This is a genomic window from Streptomyces sp. NPDC046931, assembly GCF_040644655.1.
Lineage (GTDB): Bacteria > Actinomycetota > Actinomycetes > Streptomycetales > Streptomycetaceae > Streptomyces.
In genome coordinates this window covers 111,693-132,114 of the sequence record NZ_JBEYWX010000018.1, presented here as the reverse complement: position 1 = coordinate 132,114, position 20,422 = coordinate 111,693, and the positions used below count along the sequence as shown (strand labels likewise).

Sequence of the window (20,422 nt, the reverse complement as noted above, 5' to 3'; positions counted from 1 at the left end):
GGAGCAGGACACCATGGCAAGACACTGGCGAGCCGGCGCGGCCGGCCTGGCCGTCCTCGGCCTCACCCTCACGGCATGCGGAGGGGCGAAGGTCGGTGACACCTCCTCCGCGGGCTCGAAGGGCTCGGGCGGCAAGTGCGGCACGTTCAACCTCGCCGTCAACCCGTGGGTGGGCTACGAGGCGGACGCGGCGGTCGTCGCGTACGTCGCGCAGCACGACCTCGGCTGCACGGTGAAGAAGAAGGACCTCAAGGAGGAGATCGCCTGGCAGGGCTTCGGGACCGGCGAGGTCGACGCCGTCCTGGAGAACTGGGGCCACGACGATCTGAAGAAGAAGTACATCACCGGGCAGAAGACCGCTGTCGCGGCGGGGCAGACCGGCAACAAGGGCATCATCGGCTGGTACGTGCCGCCGTGGCTGGCCAAGGCCCACCCGGACATCACCGACTGGAAGAACCTCGACAAGTATGCGTCCGAGTTCAAGACTTCCGAGTCGGGCGGCAAGGGCCAGCTGCTCGACGGCGACCCGTCGTACGTCACCAACGACGCGGCGCTGGTGAAGAACCTGAAGCTGGACTACAAGGTGGTGTACGCGGGCAGCGAGACCGCGCTCATCCAGGCCTTCCGGACGGCCGAGAAGAACAAGCAGTGGGTGATCGGCTACTTCTACGAGCCGCAGTGGTTCCTGTCCGAGGTGCCGCTGGTGAAGGTCAACCTTCCCAAGTACACGACGGGCTGCGACGCCGACGCCGCGAGGGTCGCCTGCGACTATCCCGTCTACGACCTGGACAAGATCGTCAGCGCGAAGTTCGCCAAGTCCGGCAGCCGGGCGTACGACCTGGTGAAGAAGTTCAACTGGACCAACGACGACCAGAACACCGTGGCCAAGTACATCGCGGTGGACAAGATGTCCGACGAAGCGGCCGCCAAGAAGTGGGTCGAGGCGAACCGCGACAAGGTCGACGCCTGGCTGCAGTAGCGGGCGGCGACACGTCCCGGTCGCTGCCGCCGTCACCGTCTCCGGCCGTGGAGCGGTGACGCGTCGGCGACCCCGAAATCCCCTGAACGGGCCCGGCAGGCTGCCAGCGCAGCCGGCCGGGCCCGTTGGTCTTTCGCGCTGTTCACCGACGCCATGCGCCCCCTTGACACCCCTCCTCGGGGGCAGGCACATTGAGTTGCGCAACCTGAATCATGTTGCGCACACAGCAACTGGACCGGTTTCGAGTTCGGAGGTTGGGCGATGGCGGGACCCCGAGTGGTCATCATCGGAGCGGGCGTCGTGGGAGCGGCCCTCGCGGACGAGATCTCCGCACGCGGCTGGACCGAAGTGACCGTGGTCGACCAGGGCCCCCTCCCGGCCACGGGGGGATCCTCCTCGCACGCCCCGGGCCTGGTCTTCCAGACGAATCCCTCCAAGACCATGACCGAACTGGCCCGCTACACCGTCGAGAAGTTCTGCTCTCTCGACGTCGACGGCAAGCCCTGCTTCCTCCAGGTCGGCGGCCTCGAAGTGGCGACCACCCCCGAGCGCCTCGCCGAGCTCCACCGCCGCCACGGCTGGATCACCGCCTGGGGCATCGAGTCGCGCCTGCTGACCCCCGACGAGTGCGTCGAGCGGCATCCGCTGGTCGACCGCGAGAAGGTCCTCGGCGGCCTCCTGGTCCCCACCGACGGCCTCGCCAAGGCCGTCCTCGCCGTCGAGGCGCAGATCCGCCGGGCCACCGAACGCGGCGTGCGCTTCCTGGCCCGCCACGAAGTGCTCGACGTACGGCAGAACGGGGGCCGTGTCACCGGCGTCCTGACCGGCCAGGGCGAGATCCCCGCCGACATCGTCGTGTGCTGCGCCGGCATCTGGGGCCCGAAGATCGCCCGCATGGTCGGTATGAACCTCCCGCTCACCCCGCTCGCCCACCAGCTCGCCTGGACCGGGCCGGTACCGGCCCTCGCGGGCCAGACGGAAGAGGCGGTTCGCCCCATCCTGCGCCACCAGGACGCCGACCTCTACTACCGCGACCGCTTCGACGGCATCGGCATCGGCTACTACGGCCACCGCCCGATGCCCGTCTCCGCCGACGACATCCTCTCCGTCGACGAGGCCGAGGAGATGCCGTCCGTCCTCGAGTTCACCGAGGAGGACTTCGAGGACGCCTGGACCGAGACGCGGTCACTGCTCCCCGCGACGAAGGAGGCCAAGGTCGAGGAGGGCATCAACGGCCTGTTCTCCTTCACCACCGACGGCTACCCGCTGCTCGGCGAGTCACCGGACGTCAAGGGCTTCTGGGTCGCGGAGGCCGTGTGGGTCACCCACTCCGCGGGCGTCGGCCGGGCCGTCGCCGAATGGCTGGTCGACGGCCACTGCTCCTCCTTCGACCTGCACGAATGCGACGTCAACCGCTTCGAGCCGCACCAGCTCTCCCCGGAGTACGTCCTGGCCCGCGACTGCCAGAACTTCATCGAGGTCTACGACATCCTCCACCCGCTCCAGCCCTCCGGGAAGCCGCGCCCCATCCGCACCAGCCCCTTCCATACCCGCCAGCAGGAACACGGCGCCTTCTTCCTGGAGGCGGGCGGCTGGGAGCGCCCGCAGTGGTACGAGGCCAACGCCCCGCTGACCGAGGGCCGCACCATCCCGACGCCCAACGACTGGGCCGCCCGCTACTGGTCGCCCATCGTCGGCGCGGAGGCCCAGGTCACCCGCGAGACGGTCGCGATGTACGACATGACGGCCCTCAAGCGTCTGGAGGTGAGCGGCCCGGGTGCCGCGGACTTCCTGGAGGGCCTGTGCACCGGCAAGGTCGCCAAGTCGGTCGGCTCGGTGACCTACACCCTCCTCCTCGACCACGACGGCGGCATCCGCAGCGACGTCACCGTCGCCCGACTGGCCCGCGACCTCTTCCAGGTCGGGGCCAACGGCAACCTGGACCTCGACTGGTTCACCCGCCACCTCCCCGCCGGCGGCACGGTCCAGGTCCGCGACATCACCCCCGGGACCTGCTGCATCGGCCTGTGGGGCCCGCTCGCCCGCAAGGTGCTGGGGCCTCTCACCGACGAGGACTTCTCGAACGACGGCCTCAAGTACTTCCGCGCCAAGCGCGCCCACATCGGCAGCGTCCCCGTCACCGCGATGCGCCTGTCGTACGTCGGTGAACTCGGCTGGGAGCTGTACACCACCGCCGACCTCGGCCGGAAGCTCTGGGACACCCTCTGGGCCGCGGCCCGGCCGCTCGGCGGCATCATCGCGGGCCGTGGCGCCTTCAACAGCCTCCGCCTGGAGAAGGGCTACCGGTCCTTCGGCACCGACATGACCTACGAGCACGACCCCTACGAGGCCGGCGTCGCCTTCGCCGTCAAGCTCGACAAGGACGACTTCATCGGCAAGGCAGCACTCCTACGCCGCAAGGCCGACGTCCGCCGCAGGCTGACCTGCCTCACCATCGACGATCCCCGCTCCGTCGTCATGGGCAAGGAGCCGGTGTACGAGGGCGACCGCGCGGTCGGCTATGTCACCAGCGCCGCCTACGGCTACACGATCGGCAAGGGCATCGCCTACGCCTGGCTCCCGGCGGAGCTCGGCACCCCCGGGACCACCGTGCACATCGGTTACTTCGACCAGCGCGTCGAGGCGGTCGTCGCCGAGGAGCCCCTGTTCGACCCGACCATGTCCCGTCTCCGTGGTTAGCCCTGGGGAAGGAGCACCGCCGGTGACCGCACAACTGCTGGACGGCAAGGCGACCGCAGCCGCCATCCGCCGCGAACTCGCCGACCGCGTCACCAAGTTGACCTCCACCACCGGACGGCAGCCGGGCCTCGGCACCGTCCTGGTGGGCGACGACCCGGGCAGCCACGCCTACGTCGCCGGAAAGCACCGGGACTGCGCGCAGATCGGCGTCGCCTCCCTCCGCCGCCAGCTGCCCGGCGACGCGACGCAGCAGCAGGTCGAGGACATCATCGACGAACTCAACGCCGACCCGGCCTGCACCGGCTACATCGTGCAACTCCCGCTCCCGCGCCACCTGGACGCGGGCGCCGTACTCGAGCGCATGGACCCCGCCAAGGACGCCGACGGACTGCACCCCGTCAACCTCGGCCGGTTCGTCCTCGGCGTCGAGGCACCCCTGCCGTGCACCCCGCGCGGCATCGTCGAACTGCTCCGCCGGTACGAGGTGCCGCTCGCCGGAGCGCGCGTGTGCGTGATCGGCCGGGGCATCACGGTCGGACGTCCGCTCGGACTCCTGCTGACCCGCCGCTCCGAAAACGCCACCGTCACCCTGTGCCACACCGGAACCAAGGGCCTGGCCCGGCACACACGCGAGGCGGACATCGTCGTCGCGGCGGCCGGCTCGCCCGGACTGATCACCAAGGACATGCTGCGCCCCGGCGCGGCGGTCCTGGACGTCGGCATCACCCGCACCGACCACGGGCCGGCCGGCGATGTGCACCCGGAGGCCGCCATGGTCGCCGGATGGCTCGCGCCGATGCCCGGGGGCGTGGGCCCCATGACCCGGGCGATGCTGCTCGCCAACGTCGTCGAGGCCGCCGAGAGGAACGCGAACACCGAATGAACGCGCTGAACACCCCCCTGGCGGAGCTGGACCCCGAGGTCCACGCCGCCCTCCGCGCAGAGCTGCACCGCCAGCAGTCCACCCTGGAGATGATCGCCTCCGAGAACTTCGCGCCGTCCGCCGTGATGGAGGCCCAGGGGTCGGTCGCGACCAACAAGTACGCCGAGGGCTACCCCGGCCGTCGCTACTACGGCGGCTGCGAACATGTCGACGTCACCGAGCGCCTGGCCATCGAACGCGTCAAGTCCCTGTTCGGCGCCGGCTACGCCAACGTCCAGCCGCACTCGGGCGCCCAGGCGAACACCGCCGTCTTCTTCGCCCTCCTCCAGCCCGGCGACACCATCCTCGGCCTGGACCTCGCGCACGGTGGACACCTCACCCACGGCATGCGCATCAACTACAGCGGCAAGATGCTCGACGTCGTGCCCTACCACGTCGCCGAGACGGACAACCTCGTGGACATGGACGAGGTGGAGCGGCTCGCCAAGGAGCACCGCCCCAAGATGATCATCGCGGGCTGGTCGGCGTACCCGAGACAGCTGGACTTCGCGGCCTTCCGCCGCATCGCCGACGAGGTCGGCGCCCTCCTCATGGTCGACATGGCGCACTTCGCGGGCCTGGTCGCCGCAGGACTCCACCCCAGCCCCGTCCCGCACGCGCACGTGGTCACCACCACGACGCACAAGACACTCGGCGGCCCTCGCGGCGGCGTCATCCTCACCAACGAAGCCGGCCTGGCCAAGAAGATCAACTCGGCGGTGTTCCCCGGAATGCAGGGCGGCCCACTGGAGCACGTCATCGCGGCGAAGGCGGTCTCCTTCAAAGTGGCGGCGTCGCCCGAGTTCGCCGAACGCCAGGCCCGCACACTGGCCGGCGCCCGCATCCTGGCCGAGCGCCTGACCCGGCCGGATGCCGCAGCGGCGGGCGTCAAGGTGCTCACCGACGGCACGGACGTCCACCTGGTCCTGGTCGACCTCCGGGACTCCTCCCTGGACGGCCGGCAGGCGGAGGACCTGCTCCACGAGATCGGCATCACCGTCAACCGCAACGCCGTCCCCTTCGACCCACGCCCGCCCATGGTGACCTCCGGCCTGCGCATCGGCACCCCCGCCCTGGCCACCCGCGGCTTCGCCGAGGAGGACTTCGCCGAGGTCGCCGACGTGATCGCCCTGGCCCTCCAGCCCGAGCCCGACGTTCCCGCGCTGCGCGCCCGCACCGCGGCCCTGGCCGCCAGGCACCCGCTCTACCCGCACCTTTCGGAAGCCGGAGACGCCCGATGACTCCCAGCACCCCAGGCGCCGACCTCCCCGACCACCCCGACTGGCTCTGGCGCACGCCCGAGCCGAAGAGGTCGTACGACGTGGTGATCGTCGGTGGCGGCGGACACGGCCTCGCCACCGCCCACTACCTGGCGAAGAACCACGGCATCACCAAGGTCGCCGTGCTGGAGAAGGGCTGGCTCGCGGGCGGCAACATGGCCCGCAACACCACGATCATCCGCTCCAACTACCTGTGGGACGAGAGCGCGGGCATCTACGAACACGCTCTCAAGCTGTGGGAAGGGCTGGAGGAGGAGCTGGACTACCCGATCCTCTTCTCCCAGCGCGGCGTGCTGAACCTCGCCCACAGCCTCCAGGACGTCCGCGACAGCGTGCGCCGCGTCGAGGCGAACCGACTGAACGGCGTCGACGCCGAATGGCTCGACGCCGAGCAGGTCAAAGAGGTCTGCCCGATCGTCAACACCTCACCCGACGTGCGCTACCCGGTCCTCGGCGGCACCTACCAGCCGCGCGCCGGCATCGCCAAACACGACTACGTGGCCTGGGGCTTCGCCCGCTCGGCGGATGCGGCAGGGATCGACATCATCCAGAACTGCGAGGTCACGGGTCTCGACGTGGTCGGCGGCCGCGTGGTCGGCGTCCGGACCACCCTGGGCCCGATCGGCGCCGGCAAGGTGGCCCTCTGCTCGGCCGGCCACACCTCGGTGCTGGCGGCGATGGCGGGCATCGAACTGCCGCTGCAGAGCCACCCGTTGCAGGCACTGGTCTCCGAGCTCCTGGAGCCCGTCCACCCGACGGTCGTCATGTCCAACGCCGTCCACGTGTACGTCAGCCAGGCGCACAAGGGCGAGCTGGTGATGGGCGCGGGCATCGACGCGTACAACTCCTACACGCAGCGCGGTGCGTTCCACATCATCGAGGAACAGATGTCCGCGGCCCTGGAGCTCTTTCCGGTCTTCGCCCGCGCCCATGTGCTGCGTACCTGGGGCGGCATCGTCGACGTCAGCCCCGACGCCTCACCGATCGTCGGCCTCACCCCCGTCGGCAACCTCTACCTCAACTGCGGCTGGGGAACAGGCGGCTTCAAGGCCACCCCGGGCGTCGGCTGGGTCTACGCCCACACCATCGCCCATGACACCCCCCACGCCCTCAACGCCCCCTTCTCGCTCGACCGTTTCACCACCGGCGCGCTCGTCGACGAGCACGGCGCGGCCGCGGTGGCCCACTAGGGATTCCCAAGGGAGCCGAACGACATGCTGCTCATCCCCTGCCCGTGGTGCGGGCCCCGCGACGAGGCCGAGTTCCACTACGGCGGCCAGGCGCACGTGGCCTACCCCGAGGACCCGGCCGCCCTCACCGACGAGGAGTGGGCGCGGTACCTGTTCTTCCGCGACAACCCGAAGGGGCCGTTCGCCGAGCGCTGGAGCCACGCGGCCGGGTGCCGCCGGTGGTTCAACGCGGTGCGGGACACGGCGACGAACGAGATTCTCGCGGTGTACAGGACGGGCGAGTCGCGTCCGGCGACGTTCGAGGCGAGGCCGACAAGTCCGGCCGCCCGTCCGGGGGTACCCCCTCCGGGGGAGTTCGAGGACGAGCCCGTCCAGGGCGATGGGAGTCCGGCGGCGCCGCCCCCAGCGGCGGTCAAGGGGGCGGGCCCCTCGGACACCGGGGGCGGGACATGGAAGACGCAGCCCTTCCGTCTGGCCGACGGTGGCCGAATCGACCGCAACCACCCCCTGACCTTCACCTTCGACGGCATCCGGTACGAGGGATTCCGCGGCGACACCCTCGCCTCCGCGCTCCTTGCCAACGGCGTCATCGCGGCAGCGACCAGCACCAAGCTCGGCCGTCCCCGCGGCATCTTCTCGGCCGGCGTCGAGGAGCCGAACGCGGTGGTCCAGATCGAGGCCCCCTTCCCCGAGCCGATGCTCCCCGCGACGACCGTCGAGCTGTACGACGGCCTGGTCGCGAGCAGCCTCCCCGGCCAGGGCCGCCTCGCCACCGAACCGGACCCCGCCCGCTACGACGCCGTACACGCCCACTGCGACCTGCTGATCGTCGGCGCCGGCCCGGCCGGCCTCGCGGCGGCAGCCGCGGCAGCACGCAGCGGCGCCCGCGTCATCCTCGCCGACGACCAGCCGGAGCCCGGCGGGGGCCTGCTCGGCACGGCCGAACACCTCGACTGGGTCTCGGCCACCGCCGCCCTGCTGGACGCGGCCCCCGAGGTGCGCGTCCTGCGCCGTACCACCGTCTTCGGCTACTACGACGACAACCACCTCCTGGCCGTCGAACGCCGTACCAGCCATCTCGGCGCCGGGGCCCCCGAGAACGTCTCCCGCGAACGCGTCTGGCGCATCCGTGCCCGCCGAGTCGTCCTCGCCACCGGCGCCCATGAGCGCTCACTGGCCTTCGGGGACAACGACCGCCCCGGCGTGATGCTGGCCGCCTCGGCCCGCACGTATGTCAACCGCCACGGAGTCGCCCCCGGCCGCCACGCCGTCGTCTTCACGACGAACGACAGCGCCTACCCCGCCGCCCTCGACCTCGCGGCGGCGGGCGTCGAGATCGCGGCGATCGTCGACACGCGTCCCGCACCGGGGGAGTGGGCCGACCGCGCCCGGTCCGCCGGGATCGAGGTGCTGACAGGCCACGCCGTCATCGGCACTGAGGGCGAGGCCCGCCTCACCGCCGTAACGGTCGCCCCGTACGGAGAGTTTGCCGGACAGCGTGAGTTCGCCGTCGACCTCCTGCTGGTCTCCGGCGGCTGGAACCCCGTGGCGCACCTGTTCAGCCAGGCCGGCGGCAGGCTCCGCCACGACGAGGCGCTCGGCACGTTCGTCCCGGACACCTGCCGTCAGGCGCTGGAGGTCGCGGGCAGCGCGGCCGGCACCTTCGACCTCGCCGCAGCGCTCGCCCAGGGCGCGGCGGCAGGCGTCCGTGCCGTCGAAGCCGAGGGCTACACCGCCGAGGCTCCCGCACTGCCCGCGGTCGCCGTCCGGCCGCAGTCGCCGCCCATGCAGGTCTTCGCCGTCCCCGCACCGGCCGCCGCACCCCGCTTCGTCGACCTCCAACGCGACGTCACCGTCGACGACCTTGCCCGCGCGACGGGAGCGGGCCTGCGCTCGGTCGAGCACACCAAGCGCTACACCACGGCCGGCACCGCCAACGACCAGGGCAGGACAGCCGGCGTTCTCGCGAGCGGCATCGTCGCGGAACTCCTCGGCGTGGACATCTCCGCGCTCGGCCTGCCGACGTTCCGCCCGCCCTACACGCCCGTCTCCTTCGCCACCCTCGCGGGCCGAGACCGCGGCGCGCTGCACGACCCGGTCCGCACGACCGCCCTGCACGGCTGGCATGCCGAGCACGGCGCCCTCTTCGAGAACGTCGGCCAGTGGAAGCGCCCCTGGTACTACCCGCGGGACGGCGAGGACATGGAGACCGCCGTGCTGCGCGAGTGCCGTGCCGCCCGCGAGGGCGTCGCGTTCATGGACGCCTCCACCCTCGGCAAGATCGACGTGCAGGGCCCGGACGCCGGGGCCTTCCTCGACCTGCTCTACACCAACATGATGAGCACCCTGAAGGTCGGCATGATCCGCTACGGCGTGATGTGCCGCCCGGACGGCATGATCTTCGACGACGGCACCGTCATTCGGCTGACCCAGGAGCGCTTCCTGGTCACCACCACCACCGGCAACGCGGCGGCCGTTCTGGACTGGATGGAGGAGTGGCTGCAGACCGAGTGGCCCGAACTGCGCGTCCACTGCACCTCCGTGACCGAGCAGTGGGCCACCGTCGCCCTGGTCGGTCCCCGCTCCCGCCGGCTCCTCGGCTCGCTCGCGCCGCAACTTGCCGTGTCCAACGACGACTTCCCGTTCATGGCGTGGCGGGAGACGACCGTGGCGGGCATCGACGCGCGCGTGTGCCGGATCAGCTTCTCCGGCGAACTCGCCTACGAGATCAACGTGTCACCGTGGGACGCCCTCGCTTTGTGGCAGGCGCTGTACGAGGCTGGTGCCCCGTACGGCATCACCCCGTACGGGACAGAGACCATGCACGTCCTGCGCGCCGAGAAGGGCTACCCGATCATCGGTCAGGACACCGACGGCACGGTCACCCCGCAGGACCTGGGCATGAGCTGGGCGGTGTCGAAGAAGAAGCCCGACTTCATCGGCAAGCGCTCCTACGCCCGCGCCGACACCGTCCGCCCCGACCGCAAGCACCTCGTCGGCCTGCTCCCCGTGGACCCGGCCGTCTTCCTCCCCGAGGGCACCCACCTGGTCGCTGACAGCGCACTGCCCGCCCCGCCGGTCCCGATGCTGGGCCATGTCACCTCCAGCTACCGCAGCGCGGCGCTCGGCCGGACCTTCGCGCTCGCCCTGATCAAGGGCGGCCGGGACCGTATCGGTGAACGCCTGTACGCACCCGTCGGCGACCGGATGCTCCCGGTGACCGTCGCAAGCCCCGTCCTCTACGACCCCGAGGGAGCCCGCCGCGATGGCTGACACCGCCCTGACCGCACGGCAGCGCAGCCCCCTGGTGCATGCCGCCGACCGCCTGGCCGCCGCGACGCGCTCCTCCGGGGGCGCGGTCCGCCTGGCCGAAGTCCCCTTCCTGGCCCAGGTGAACGTCCGCCTCGACGCGAAGAGCCCGGCGGCGGACGCCGTCGGACTCGCCCTGGGGCTCCAGCTGCCCCTGGAACCCAACACCGTCGTGCGCGCCGGGAACCTGACCGTGGTGTGGCTCGGCCCCGACGAATGGCTGGTGGTCGGCCGGCCCGGCGCCCAGCGGGATCTGGAGAGCCGGATCCGCACGGCAGCCGGGGACGGCCCCGTCTCCGTCACCGACGTTTCCGCCCAGCGGACCACCATCCTGGTCACCGGACCCCGCGCCCGCGACCTGCTGTCCCACGGCTGCCCACTGGACCTCCATCCGCGCGCCTTCGGCCCCGGCCGCTGCGCCCAGACGATGCTGGCCCGCGCACAGGTCGTCCTGGTCGCCCGCGACGAAGCCAGGGCCGGCTTCTGGGTACTGGTGCGCTCCTCCTTCGCCGGCTATCTGACGGACTGGCTGCTGGACGCGGCCGTGGAATACGGGTGAACGGCTCCGGAGGAGGACGTACCGCTCGAGCGGAATAACGTCCGTCATCCACCGTGCCGACCGCGCGGGCGGCTCCGAGGGGTGGCTGCGGCCCGTTGCACGGCACAGGCGCATTCCTTCCGCGCTGTTCTTGGTCAGCCACCTCTTCACCGCCGCTCCCCCCGGACGCGCAGTCGGACGTTTCGACATCACGTCACCACACCGCAGCGCGGGCTACAGCGCGGAGCCCTGGGGGGGGCGATGCGTTCGGGCGCCCTCGACCGCATCCATGGGGCGCCCGTGCCCGCACCCCCGGGCGGGACAGGCAGCGCCTTGGGTCCGCCCATGTCGTCCTGTGCGTCACCGAGCTCACCAGCTGGAGGCGAGGATGTCCCGGTCGGCCGATGAGCGGCCGACCGGGACATCGGGCTCAGGCGAGCTCGAACCGGTCGAGGTTCATCACCTTGTCCCACGCGGCCACGAAGTCACGCACGAACTTCTCTCCGGCGTCCCGGGACGCATAGACCTCCGAGACGGCTCGGAGCTGGGAGTGCGAACCGAAGACGAGGTCGGCGGCGGTGGCGGTCCACTTGACCTCGCCCGTGGCGCGTTCCCGACCCTCGAACACGTCCTCAGCCGAGGCCGACGCCTTCCACTCCGTGCCCAAGTCGAGCAGGTTGATGAAGAAGTCATTGGTCAATGTCTCCGGCCGGTGGGTCAGGACGCCGTGGGGGGACCGCTCGAAGCCGGTGTTCAGGGCACGCATGCCGCCGATGAGAACCGTCATCTCGGGAGCGGTCAGTGTCAGCAGGTTGGCGCGGTCCAGTAGGAGCGTCTCCGGTGACAGCTTCTCTCCCGCCCGGAGGTAGTTGCGGAACCCGTCTGCCGTGGGTTCGAGCACGGCGAACGACTCCACGTCCGTCTGCTCCTGGGAGGCGTCCGTGCGCCCCGGTGTGAACGGGACTGTGATGTCGTGCCCGGCGTTCTTCGCGGCTTGCTCGACGGCCGCGCACCCGCCCAGGACGATCAGGTCGGCGAGCGAAACCTTCTTTCCGCCGGACTGTGAGAGGTCGAAGTCCTGCCGGATCTGCTCGAGGGTCTGCAAGGTCTGGGCCACCTCGGGCAGGTCATTGACCTCCCAGTCCCTTTGCGGCGCGAGCCGGATCCGTGCCCCGTTGGCCCCGCCACGCTTGTCGGTGCCGCGGAAGCTTGCCGCCGACGCCCAAGCGGTGGTGACCAGCTGGGAGATGGACAGTCCCGAGGTGAGGATCCTGCCCTTGAGCGCAGCGATGTCCTCGGCCGCGACCAGTTCGTGATCGACGTCGGGTACGGGGTCCTGCCACAGCTGAGGCTCGGGAACCCACGGGCCGAGATAACGCGAGAGGGGTCCCATGTCGCGGTGCAACAGCTTGTACCACGCCTTGGCGAACGCGACCGCGAGCTTGTCCGGGTTCTCGTGGAAGCTCTTCGCGATCGGCCCGTAGATCGGATCCACCTTCAGCGCGAGGTCCGTCGTCAGCATCATGGGAGCGTGCCTCTTCGACGGATCATGAGCATCAGGCACAGTGCCCTTGGCCGACGGATCCGTGGGAGTCCACTGTTTCGCGCCGGCAGGACTCGTCGTCAGCTCCCAGTCGTACCCGAAGAGGTTGTCCAGGTACCTGTTGTCCCACTTCGTCGGCTCGGAGGTCCACGCGCCCTCGAGCCCACTGGTGAGGGCGTCGCCGCCCTTTCCGCTGCCGTACGTGTTCCTCCAGCCGAGGCCTTGCTGCTCGATGGGACTCGCCTCGGGTTCTGGGCCGATGTACGAGGGATCGACCGCGCCATGACACTTGCCGAACGTGTGGCCGCCGACGATGAGCGCAACCGTCTCCTCGTCGTTCATTGCCATCCGCCCGAATGTCTCGCGAACGTCCCGGGCGGCGGCCATCGGATCCGGGTTACCGTTGGGGCCCTCCGGATTGACGTAGATCAGTCCCATCTGCACGGCACCGAAAGGACCGACGAGTTCCCTGTCGCCGCTGTAGCGCTCGTCTCCGAGCCACGTGTCCTCGGGCCCCCAGAAGATTTCCTCGGGTTCCCAGATGTCCTCTCGCCCGAAGCCGAACCCGAACGTCTTGAAACCCATCGATTCCATTGCACAGTTGCCGGCGAAGACCAGAAGGTCGGCCCAGGAGATTTTCCGGCCGTACTTCTGCTTGACCGGCCAGAGCAAACGGCGTGCCTTGTCGAGGCTCGCGTTGTCCGGCCAACTGTTGAGGGGGGCGAAACGCTGAGCACCGGCGCCGGCACCGCCCCGGCCGTCGGCGATGCGGTACGTTCCCGCGGCATGCCAGCTCATCCGGATGAAGAGCGGACCGTAGTGGCCGTAGTCGGCAGGCCACCAGTCCTGCGACGCCGTCATCACCTCGAAGAGGTCCTGCTTCAGCGCGTCGAGGTCGAGGGTCGCGAACTCTTCTGCATAGTTGAAGTCCTCGCCCAGCGGATTGGACTGGGGCGAGTGCCGGTGGAGAACCTGGAGGTCCAGCTGATTCGGCCACCAGTCCCGATTCGTCTTGGGGCGAGTCGGTGTGGGGGTCGGAGAGGGGATTACCGGGTTCTCGCTTTCGCTGCGGGACACGTCCGTCCTTCTTCCTGTCTCGGTGTTTCCTTCTGCTGGCTGCTGCTGTCTGTCTTGCTGGTGTCGAGCACGTGTCGGCATCCGTATGGTCGCGCACGGCTGACCGCACCACCACGAGAACACGCAGAACACGCATAACACCCCGCGTAACAAGAACTCGATGTACAAAGTGGTTTGCGGTCAGGCTCAATGGTTGACGGTTCTCTCGGTCCCTGAGGCATGCGAGGAAAGGCGGCTATTTCCGATCATCATGATCGCCCGGCTGACATGAGAAGCGGAGGCGGACAGTTGTATGGCCTGGCACTTGATGGAGCGGTGAACCTGCGACCCCGATGCGTGTTTGCAGCCTTCGCGGAGCGCGCGGGTGCACCACCGCGTTCCTGACCCGCGTGCGGGAAACCCTCGAGGCCTTCGGCCCCGGTGGCTTCTGCAAGGCGCACGCCGTCCCCGTCGTCGTCTCCGCGTCACAGTCGGCCCAGGGCCGTGTCGAGCTCGCGGTCCCCGTGTCCCCGGCTGTCGCCACGTCTCACTGTTCGAGGAAAGCGGCATGCCGCCTGCTGCGACGGCCGGACCGACCAGGATGACGGGCCTCCTGCCGGCCAGGTCCTTCCAGGGGAGAGGAGGGACGCCCAAGGCCACGCCGGCCGGTCCGCTGCTGAGTGGCGAGCCCCAGTGTGCCGGACTCCAGGATTGGATCGCCTTGAAGCGGCTGACCCCGGACGGTAGAGCCGTCCGGCTTCCCCACGACGGTCCCGCGACCAGTGCCCGGATCGGCTCCCGGGCTCCCGGTGAGCACCGTCCGGACCTGGTGCCGGTTCGGTGCTGACTCCAGGCCGCCCGGGAGAAGGACCGCAGGTCCAGCCCCGACCGAATGAGTTGTCGTACCACTCGATGGCGGTGCGGACGAGGCCGGCGGTGACGACGCGGGGGAGATCCCCGGGCTGCGCCGGGGGCATCGGGGGCGTCGGGGGAGCGCTGTGCCTGGCCTCATGGCATCCCGTCACCATCCAGGCGTCGGCACCATGAAGCGACGGAAGGGTTGCCGGCGGGCAGCGGCCACCTGATACGGCCGAGAGACCGCCGACCGCTACAGGTGCAGGGTCACCCACGGCTGGGATTTCATCAACTGCTGGTGTAGATAAGTCAGTTGTTGCGCCTTCAAGGCCGCAACCGGCGGTGATCGTGGTGACTGGTCAGTCGCGCTTCCTGCGATCGCCGACCCCCCTCATGCACAGCGAAAGGCACATGTATGGCGAACAACCGCAGGATGCGCTACGGCGGACGGATGCTGGGGCTCTCAGCGGCTGCCCTGGGCATGGTCGCGGCGATGGCCGTTCCGGCCTCGGCCGATGATCAGCCCACCCGGGCACAGCTCATAGCCGACTGCGACTCGGGTGAAGGGAAGTGCACCTTCAACGACCCCAAGTTGGGTCAGGCGTATCTCGGAGACTTCCACCGGGTCTCCGACTCGCTCTACAACTGCAGCACATCGCCTGCCACCCAGTCGATGACCTGGTCCGACACAGTCGGTTCCACGGACTCGGCAGGCGTATCCGTGACCGCCGGCGGCAAGATAGCGGGAATCATCGACCTCAGCGTGACGGCGACTTACAGCCACACCTGGTCGAGCACGCACTCGGAGACCAGCTCCGTCAACATGACGGTGAAACCCGGTGAAGTCGGCTGGATCTCCCGTGCGCAGGTGATGCAGACCGTCTCCGGCACATGGCAGACCCATTACGACGACCGGAAGTGGGGCCACTACTTCTGGTTCGTCCCCGACGTCATCTCGGGGCCTGCCCCGAACGGGACGGACGGCCAGAGCAACGCGGTGGTCGTCAAGTCCAGGAAGATGACAGCTGAGGAGAAGCGTTCCTGCTCCGGCCGCTCCGGTAAGGCCAAGACGTTCGTCGTCCAGGGCTGATCCACCGATTGCGCACCTGGCTGCCTCGCGGTCCGTACGCCCGCGAGGCAGCCGGGGCGGCTCGGCAGGGATCGCAAGGCTGCGGCCGCCGCTTGGACCTGTCTCCTTGAAGGTTTCCGGCTGTCGGAGGCGGCCAGTAGCCTCGGGCACCATGGGCATTCAGATCGATGTCGTGGTGGGTTACCCGATCAACGATGAGATGGAGAGGGTGCTCGGGTTGGCCGAGGCAGTCGGCGAGCCCGTCACTGTCACGTTCATGTGGGAGGGGCGTGAAGAGGCGGAACGCGCGGTGTTGGTGCCCGCGGCCACGCTGGCGCTCTGGGAGCATTGGGCCCCCACCGCCTCCCCGACGAGTGGCGCTGGGGAAGAGAACCGGGCTGTGGCGGAGGAGCCGGAACTGGCCCACCCAGCAGAATTCGGCGCGTTCACGCTTTTCCGTCGTCGCGTAGGAGGGCGCACGGCGGTTGCTCGCGAAGGCGTGGTGGTCGCTGAGCTACTGGACCCCGAGGAGGCGCACTGGCTCCAGGAGAAGGCCCGCAGTGTCCGCCAAGGCTTCATGGATCCGAAGCAGCGGGCGGCGTTCGAGGAGTTCCTTGCCCGGCAGGCATCCCTCGATGACCAGTGACGCGCCGACTCATGCTTCGTGGCTCTGTGAACGAGGAGCACTACATCGCCTGGCTGCCGGTGGCGACAAGGAACGCGGCGGACGTCACCCTCGTCCGCGACGGCCGCACCGAGCGGCTGACCGGTGTGGGTTACCACGACCACAACTGGGGCAACGGCGCCCCGCGGAAAGTGCTCGACCACTGGTACCGGGGCCGGGCCTGCGTGGGCGACTACACCGCCGTCACGCTGATGTTCGTCACCAACGAGGCCTACGAGAAAGCGGAGATACCGGCATTCCTGGTCGTCAGGTCCGGCGAGATCCTTGCCCCCGCCGCCGGTCCGGACAGCCTGACCTTGCTCGAGGACGACGTCAATGGTCAACGAGCAGAGCGGGGTGCCGGTCGGGAAGCGGTTGACGTACCGGACCGGAGACGCGTCCGCCTCCTACGCCGTGACCTTCCAGCACCGCAGGGACGCCTTCCTGCTGGACTTGGGAAGCGCCGGTGCTTACCACAGGTTCATCGGCGACGTAACCGTCGAGCACACACACGCCGGCCGGACCGATATCGCTCGGGGCCGGACGCTCTGGCAGCTGCTCCACTTCGGCCCTCGCGCCGCGAAGGGCGCGGGGCGGTCCTGCGAGGCGCCGAAGCCCGTACCTCTGCTCGGCCGCCAGGCCTGACCACCCACCGAGCAGCGGATTGGCCGGCAAGTCGCTGAAGGTGAGCGAGTGGGTCCACAGGGCACTGCTGCCCGGTGGTGCCGCCAGCGTGTACGCAGCGGCGGCACCACCGGGCAGCTTCGTGGTCCGGCCCGGTTGCGGGCGGGCTCCCGCTTCCGGGTCGGCGGAACCGGCGTCAGGCGCCGTGCACGCCGACCTCGTACAGCGAGTATCCCCACCTGGTGCCACGCTCCGTGCCCGTGATGCGGACGTAGCGCGCCGGTGTGCCGGTGAAACGGGCGGTGTCAAGGCCGCCATCGCCCGTGGTGGTCGACCAGACCGTCTGCCAGTTCGCCCCGTCCGTCGAGAGCTGGATGCGGTACGACTTCCCGTACGCGCGCTCCCAGTCGAGCGTGACCCGTCCGACCCGGTGAGTGGAGCCCAGGTCGATTTGCAGCCACTGGTCGTCGCTCCAGCCACTGGCCCAGCGCGTGTCCCGTGTGCCGTCGACGGCGCGGCCCGGCGCGTAGCTGGTGAACGGGTTCCACTCCGTCCCACTCGCCGTGGCCGACGCCCCCTTGGCGAGGTTGACCTCCGCCTGGTGCTGTTCGGTCGCTCCCCAGGTGTCCAGGTAGGACTCGGCACCCCGGAAGAGGTCGTTCACCACGCCCTGGCCTCCGACCAGCCTGATGTCCTCGATCCAGTCAGGGACGAGGCCGTAGTGCGCGGCTCCGTCGGTGTTCAGGTCCCAGGTGCGCTCGCCGGTGGTCTGCCGGTCGATGAGGGAGCCTCCGTCGACGCTGCGGAAGGGGTAGGTGACTTTGTCGGGCGCGTCAGCTCCCCGGGGGCCCGGCCAGCCGCCGACACCGTTCATGTCCGTGCCGTAGCCGTAGCCGACGCCGTACTTGTCCCGCAGCGCCTTGGTGCGGTTCGCCTCGGCCACGAATCCCTCGGAGCCGTGCATGTACTGGGCGATGAAGCCGCCGAGGCCGTAGACCCGTTCGGTCCAGTTCAGGTCCATCCAGCTGTGCGAGGAGATCACACCGGGGTAGGAGTCGGCCTCGAAGATGTCGAGCGCGCGGCCGACGGCCTTGACGCTCATGTGGTCGATCTCCAGCATCATCTTGCGTTTCATCATGCCGCGTACGGCATACTCACCGAGGTCGGTGAGCCCGCGGACGTTGCACTGCGCGTCCGAGCCGTACGAGGGGGCACTCACGCCCGCCGGGAGTTTGGCCTCGGCCCCGGGTGCCGCGGCCGAGCCGATGGGGTTGTCGTGCTGCGGCCCCGTGCACTTCTCCGTCTTCCAGAAGGTGCCGGTCGACAGGAACTGTCCGACGTTGATGGCCGTTCCGAGGCTGCCCGAGTCGAAGCGGACGCCGCACAGCGCGTTGTCGAACTTGTGGCACAGGAACATGCTGCGCACGCCCAGCGCGTACAGCTCGTCCAGGCCGGCGTCGATGTCCTTCCTGTCGCACTGCGGAATGTCCAGGATCTGCTTGCAGCCGAACGGCTCGGAGGTCTCCACTCCCAGGATGACCGCCAGCTTGCCCTGCTTGATGACCTCTCGGGCCTGGGCGCTGTCGGTGACGATCCGGAACCAGCCCTTTCCGGCGCCGCCGTACATCTTGTCGATGTAGGCCTGAAGGTCGTATGTCAGCTTCGCCTGCAGCCGGATGGACGTCATCTCGTCGCAGCTGCGGTCTTTGAAGAAGTACACCGAGCAGATCACGCCGTTGGTGACGAGGTCGTTGACGAGCACCCGCTGGCCGCCGCGCCAGGCCCGTTCCACCCACGCGTAGTAGTTCTGCTGATGGGTCAGCGAGTCGTGAGCGGGCCAGTCCCTGAAGGTGGGCCAGCCGACCGGGTCGTGTCTGCCGTCACCGCCCTTGGTGATGAAGTCGAAGACGGCCAACGAGCCGTCCGGGTAGTGCTCGGGACAGTCCTTGAGCGCGTCGGCGATCCCGGCCTCGGAGAACGTCTTGCCGCAGATGAGACGCCCGCCGAAGGCCTCGTTCGAGAACAGGTGGTCGTGGGCGTCGACGAACCCGCGCACCTCGCCCTTGGCGTTGGTGCCCGTGAACGGCTCGCCGGTCACGTTGATCTGGGAGTCCGGCGTCGGTCGTGCGCTTGGGACCCACCAGTCGTTTCCGGCCGCCGAACTCGGGGTGGGGCCGAGCACGACGGCCAGTACGAGGAGGAGCAGCGGCACTACGGTGACGACCGTGCGTCGGCGGTGCGGGAGTCTGCTCATGGCCACGGCCCACGTCCCTCGGTCGGCGGAATGCGCGGTCCTCCGACAAGGAGGTCAGGGCTCGGAGGCACCCGCGCATAAATTTGTCATGTCCTACGCAAACTGTGCGCCATGAGGATCGCCAGTGCCGCCTTACGAGTCAATACTCGGGCGCTGGATGATGGCTTCGGGTGCTTCGTCGCGGAAGACAACCGGCACCGACACCCGGCCGCCCTCACGGCCCGAACGCGCCTCGTCCTACCGCCTCGGCGGCACTTCCGCCGCTCTGCGCTCGGGACTTGTCACCCGGTCCACCGATCTTCCGGCTGCCGACGTGCGTTCCTCCCGCTGTTCACGCTCCGCGCCGCTGCCTGATCGGCTCTCCCACGCGGTGCATGTGCGTCAGGGCCTCACGGTAGGACTGGATCAGTCCGGTCTCGTGATACGGCACCCCGATCTCGGCGCAGTACTGCCGCACGATCATCTGGGCCCGACGTAGATGGACCGTGGGCATGCTGGGGAACAGGTGGTGCTCGATCTGGTAGTTCAGCCCGCCCAGCAGCACGTCGGTGAACCAGCCGCCGCGCACGTTGCGCGATGTCAGGACCTGGCGTCGCAGGAAGTCGAGCTGCCGATCGCCGGTGATCGTCGGCATGCCCTTGTGGTTGGGAGCGAAGGTGCACCCCAGATAGACGCCGAACAGGCACTGGTTCACCGCGAGGAACGCCACCGCCTTGCCCGGTGAGAGCACCAGGAACAGGGCGGAGAGAAGAGCGGCGATGTGCAGCAGGAGCAGAGCGCCCTCCAGCAGCCGGTTCTTCATGGACGGTGAGCGCAGCGCCCGCACACTCGCGACGTGCAGGTTGAAGCCTTCCAGGGTCAGCAACGGGAAGAACAGCAGTGCCTGGTGACCACCGAGGAGGCGGGCAATACCCCGGCTGTCACGGGCTTGTTCGGTGGACCACACCAGTATGTCCGGGGCGACGTCCGGGTCGAGTTCCTCATGGTTGGGGTTGGCGTGGTGGCGGGTGTGCTTGTTCATCCACCAGCCGTAGCTCATGCCGATGCCGAGGTTGCCGAACAACCGTCCACCGATCTCGCTGTGCCGGCGCCGCCGGAAGACCTGCCGGTGGGCCAGGTCGTGCGCCACCAGGGCTATCTGTCCGAACACCACCGCCAGAAAGGCGGCGACCGCCAGTTGCCACCAGCTGTCGCCGAGAGCGAAGAAGGCTCCCCAGCCGGCAGCGAACGACCCGATCACGAGACCGAGCCGCACCGTGTAGTAGCCGGGGCGCCGCTTCAGCAGCCCGGCCTCGGCGATTCGCTGGGAAAGTCCGGCGAAGTCGCTGCCGGCACCGGGGCGCGACGTGCCCGGATCGACGGGGGAGTGGCGGGGTGCCACGGAGGTGGCGGGAGAAATCGTCATACCGAAATTCTGGGGACGGCTGTACTGCCCGAAG

13 protein-coding genes are annotated in these 20,422 nt (G+C 69.4%); 10 read left to right on the top strand and 3 right to left on the bottom strand.

Going from position 1 to position 20,422, the window contains the following annotated elements:
- Window positions 1–13: 13 nt before the first annotated feature.
- From ABZ876_RS27505 to ABZ876_RS27475, 7 genes are all read left to right on the top strand, one after another.
- Complete coding sequence (locus tag ABZ876_RS27505) at window positions 14–979, top strand: ABC transporter substrate-binding protein (protein ID WP_361786641.1); 966 nt, start codon at window positions 14–16, stop codon at window positions 977–979.
- Between the two features lie 261 nt (window positions 980–1,240).
- A complete protein-coding gene (locus ABZ876_RS27500) occupies window positions 1,241–3,679 on the top strand; it encodes an FAD-dependent oxidoreductase (protein WP_361786638.1) in 2,439 nt (812 codons plus the stop codon).
- Between the two features lie 22 nt (window positions 3,680–3,701).
- Window positions 3,702–4,562: a bifunctional methylenetetrahydrofolate dehydrogenase/methenyltetrahydrofolate cyclohydrolase gene (locus tag ABZ876_RS27495; protein ID WP_361786635.1), complete on the top strand. Its 861-nt coding sequence runs from the start codon at window positions 3,702–3,704 to the stop codon at window positions 4,560–4,562.
- Window positions 4,559–5,842, top strand: a complete 1,284-nt coding sequence (glyA, locus tag ABZ876_RS27490) for a serine hydroxymethyltransferase (protein ID WP_361786632.1) — start codon at window positions 4,559–4,561, stop codon at window positions 5,840–5,842. Before ABZ876_RS27495 ends, glyA begins: the two co-directional genes overlap by 4 nt.
- Window positions 5,839–7,071 (top strand): sarcosine oxidase subunit beta family protein, encoded by a 1,233-nt coding sequence (locus tag ABZ876_RS27485; RefSeq protein ID WP_361786629.1) that lies wholly within the window; start codon window positions 5,839–5,841, stop codon window positions 7,069–7,071. Before glyA ends, ABZ876_RS27485 begins: the two co-directional genes overlap by 4 nt.
- 24 nt (window positions 7,072–7,095) lie before the next feature.
- Window positions 7,096–10,344: a sarcosine oxidase subunit alpha family protein gene (locus ABZ876_RS27480; RefSeq protein WP_361786626.1), complete on the top strand. Its 3,249-nt coding sequence runs from the start codon at window positions 7,096–7,098 to the stop codon at window positions 10,342–10,344.
- Complete coding sequence (locus tag ABZ876_RS27475) at window positions 10,337–10,939, top strand: sarcosine oxidase subunit gamma family protein (protein WP_361786623.1); 603 nt, start codon at window positions 10,337–10,339, stop codon at window positions 10,937–10,939. The genes ABZ876_RS27480 and ABZ876_RS27475 overlap by 8 nt, the downstream gene beginning before the upstream one ends.
- 409 nt (window positions 10,940–11,348) lie before the next feature.
- Here the strand turns inward: ABZ876_RS27475 and katG are convergent, their stop codons facing one another.
- Window positions 11,349–13,538 carry a catalase/peroxidase HPI gene (gene katG, locus ABZ876_RS27470; RefSeq protein WP_361786620.1) on the bottom strand — a complete coding sequence of 730 codons (2,190 nt, stop codon included), beginning with the start codon at window positions 13,536–13,538 and terminating at the stop codon, window positions 11,349–11,351.
- A gap of 1,249 nt (window positions 13,539–14,787) precedes the next feature.
- Between katG and ABZ876_RS27465 the strand changes: the two genes are divergently transcribed.
- The 3 genes from ABZ876_RS27465 to ABZ876_RS27455 all read left to right on the top strand — a co-directional run bounded on the left by ABZ876_RS27465 (window position 14,788) and on the right by ABZ876_RS27455 (window position 16,750).
- Window positions 14,788–15,462: a hypothetical protein gene (locus ABZ876_RS27465; protein WP_361786617.1), complete on the top strand. Its 675-nt coding sequence runs from the start codon at window positions 14,788–14,790 to the stop codon at window positions 15,460–15,462.
- Between the two features lie 151 nt (window positions 15,463–15,613).
- Complete coding sequence (locus tag ABZ876_RS27460) at window positions 15,614–16,087, top strand: hypothetical protein (protein ID WP_361786614.1); 474 nt, start codon at window positions 15,614–15,616, stop codon at window positions 16,085–16,087.
- Window positions 16,088–16,441: 354 nt separating this feature from the next.
- On the top strand, window positions 16,442–16,750 hold the full coding sequence (locus ABZ876_RS27455; RefSeq protein WP_361786611.1) for a hypothetical protein: 309 nt from the start codon (window positions 16,442–16,444) through the stop codon (window positions 16,748–16,750).
- A gap of 175 nt (window positions 16,751–16,925) precedes the next feature.
- Here ABZ876_RS27455 and ABZ876_RS27450 read toward each other — a convergent pair whose 3' ends face one another.
- Window positions 16,926–18,983 carry a discoidin domain-containing protein gene (locus tag ABZ876_RS27450; RefSeq protein ID WP_361786608.1) on the bottom strand — a complete coding sequence of 686 codons (2,058 nt, stop codon included), beginning with the start codon at window positions 18,981–18,983 and terminating at the stop codon, window positions 16,926–16,928.
- A 331-nt stretch (window positions 18,984–19,314) separates the two neighbouring features.
- A complete protein-coding gene (locus ABZ876_RS27445) occupies window positions 19,315–20,388 on the bottom strand; it encodes an acyl-CoA desaturase (protein ID WP_361786605.1) in 1,074 nt (357 codons plus the stop codon).
- Window positions 20,389–20,422 lie beyond the last annotated feature (34 nt).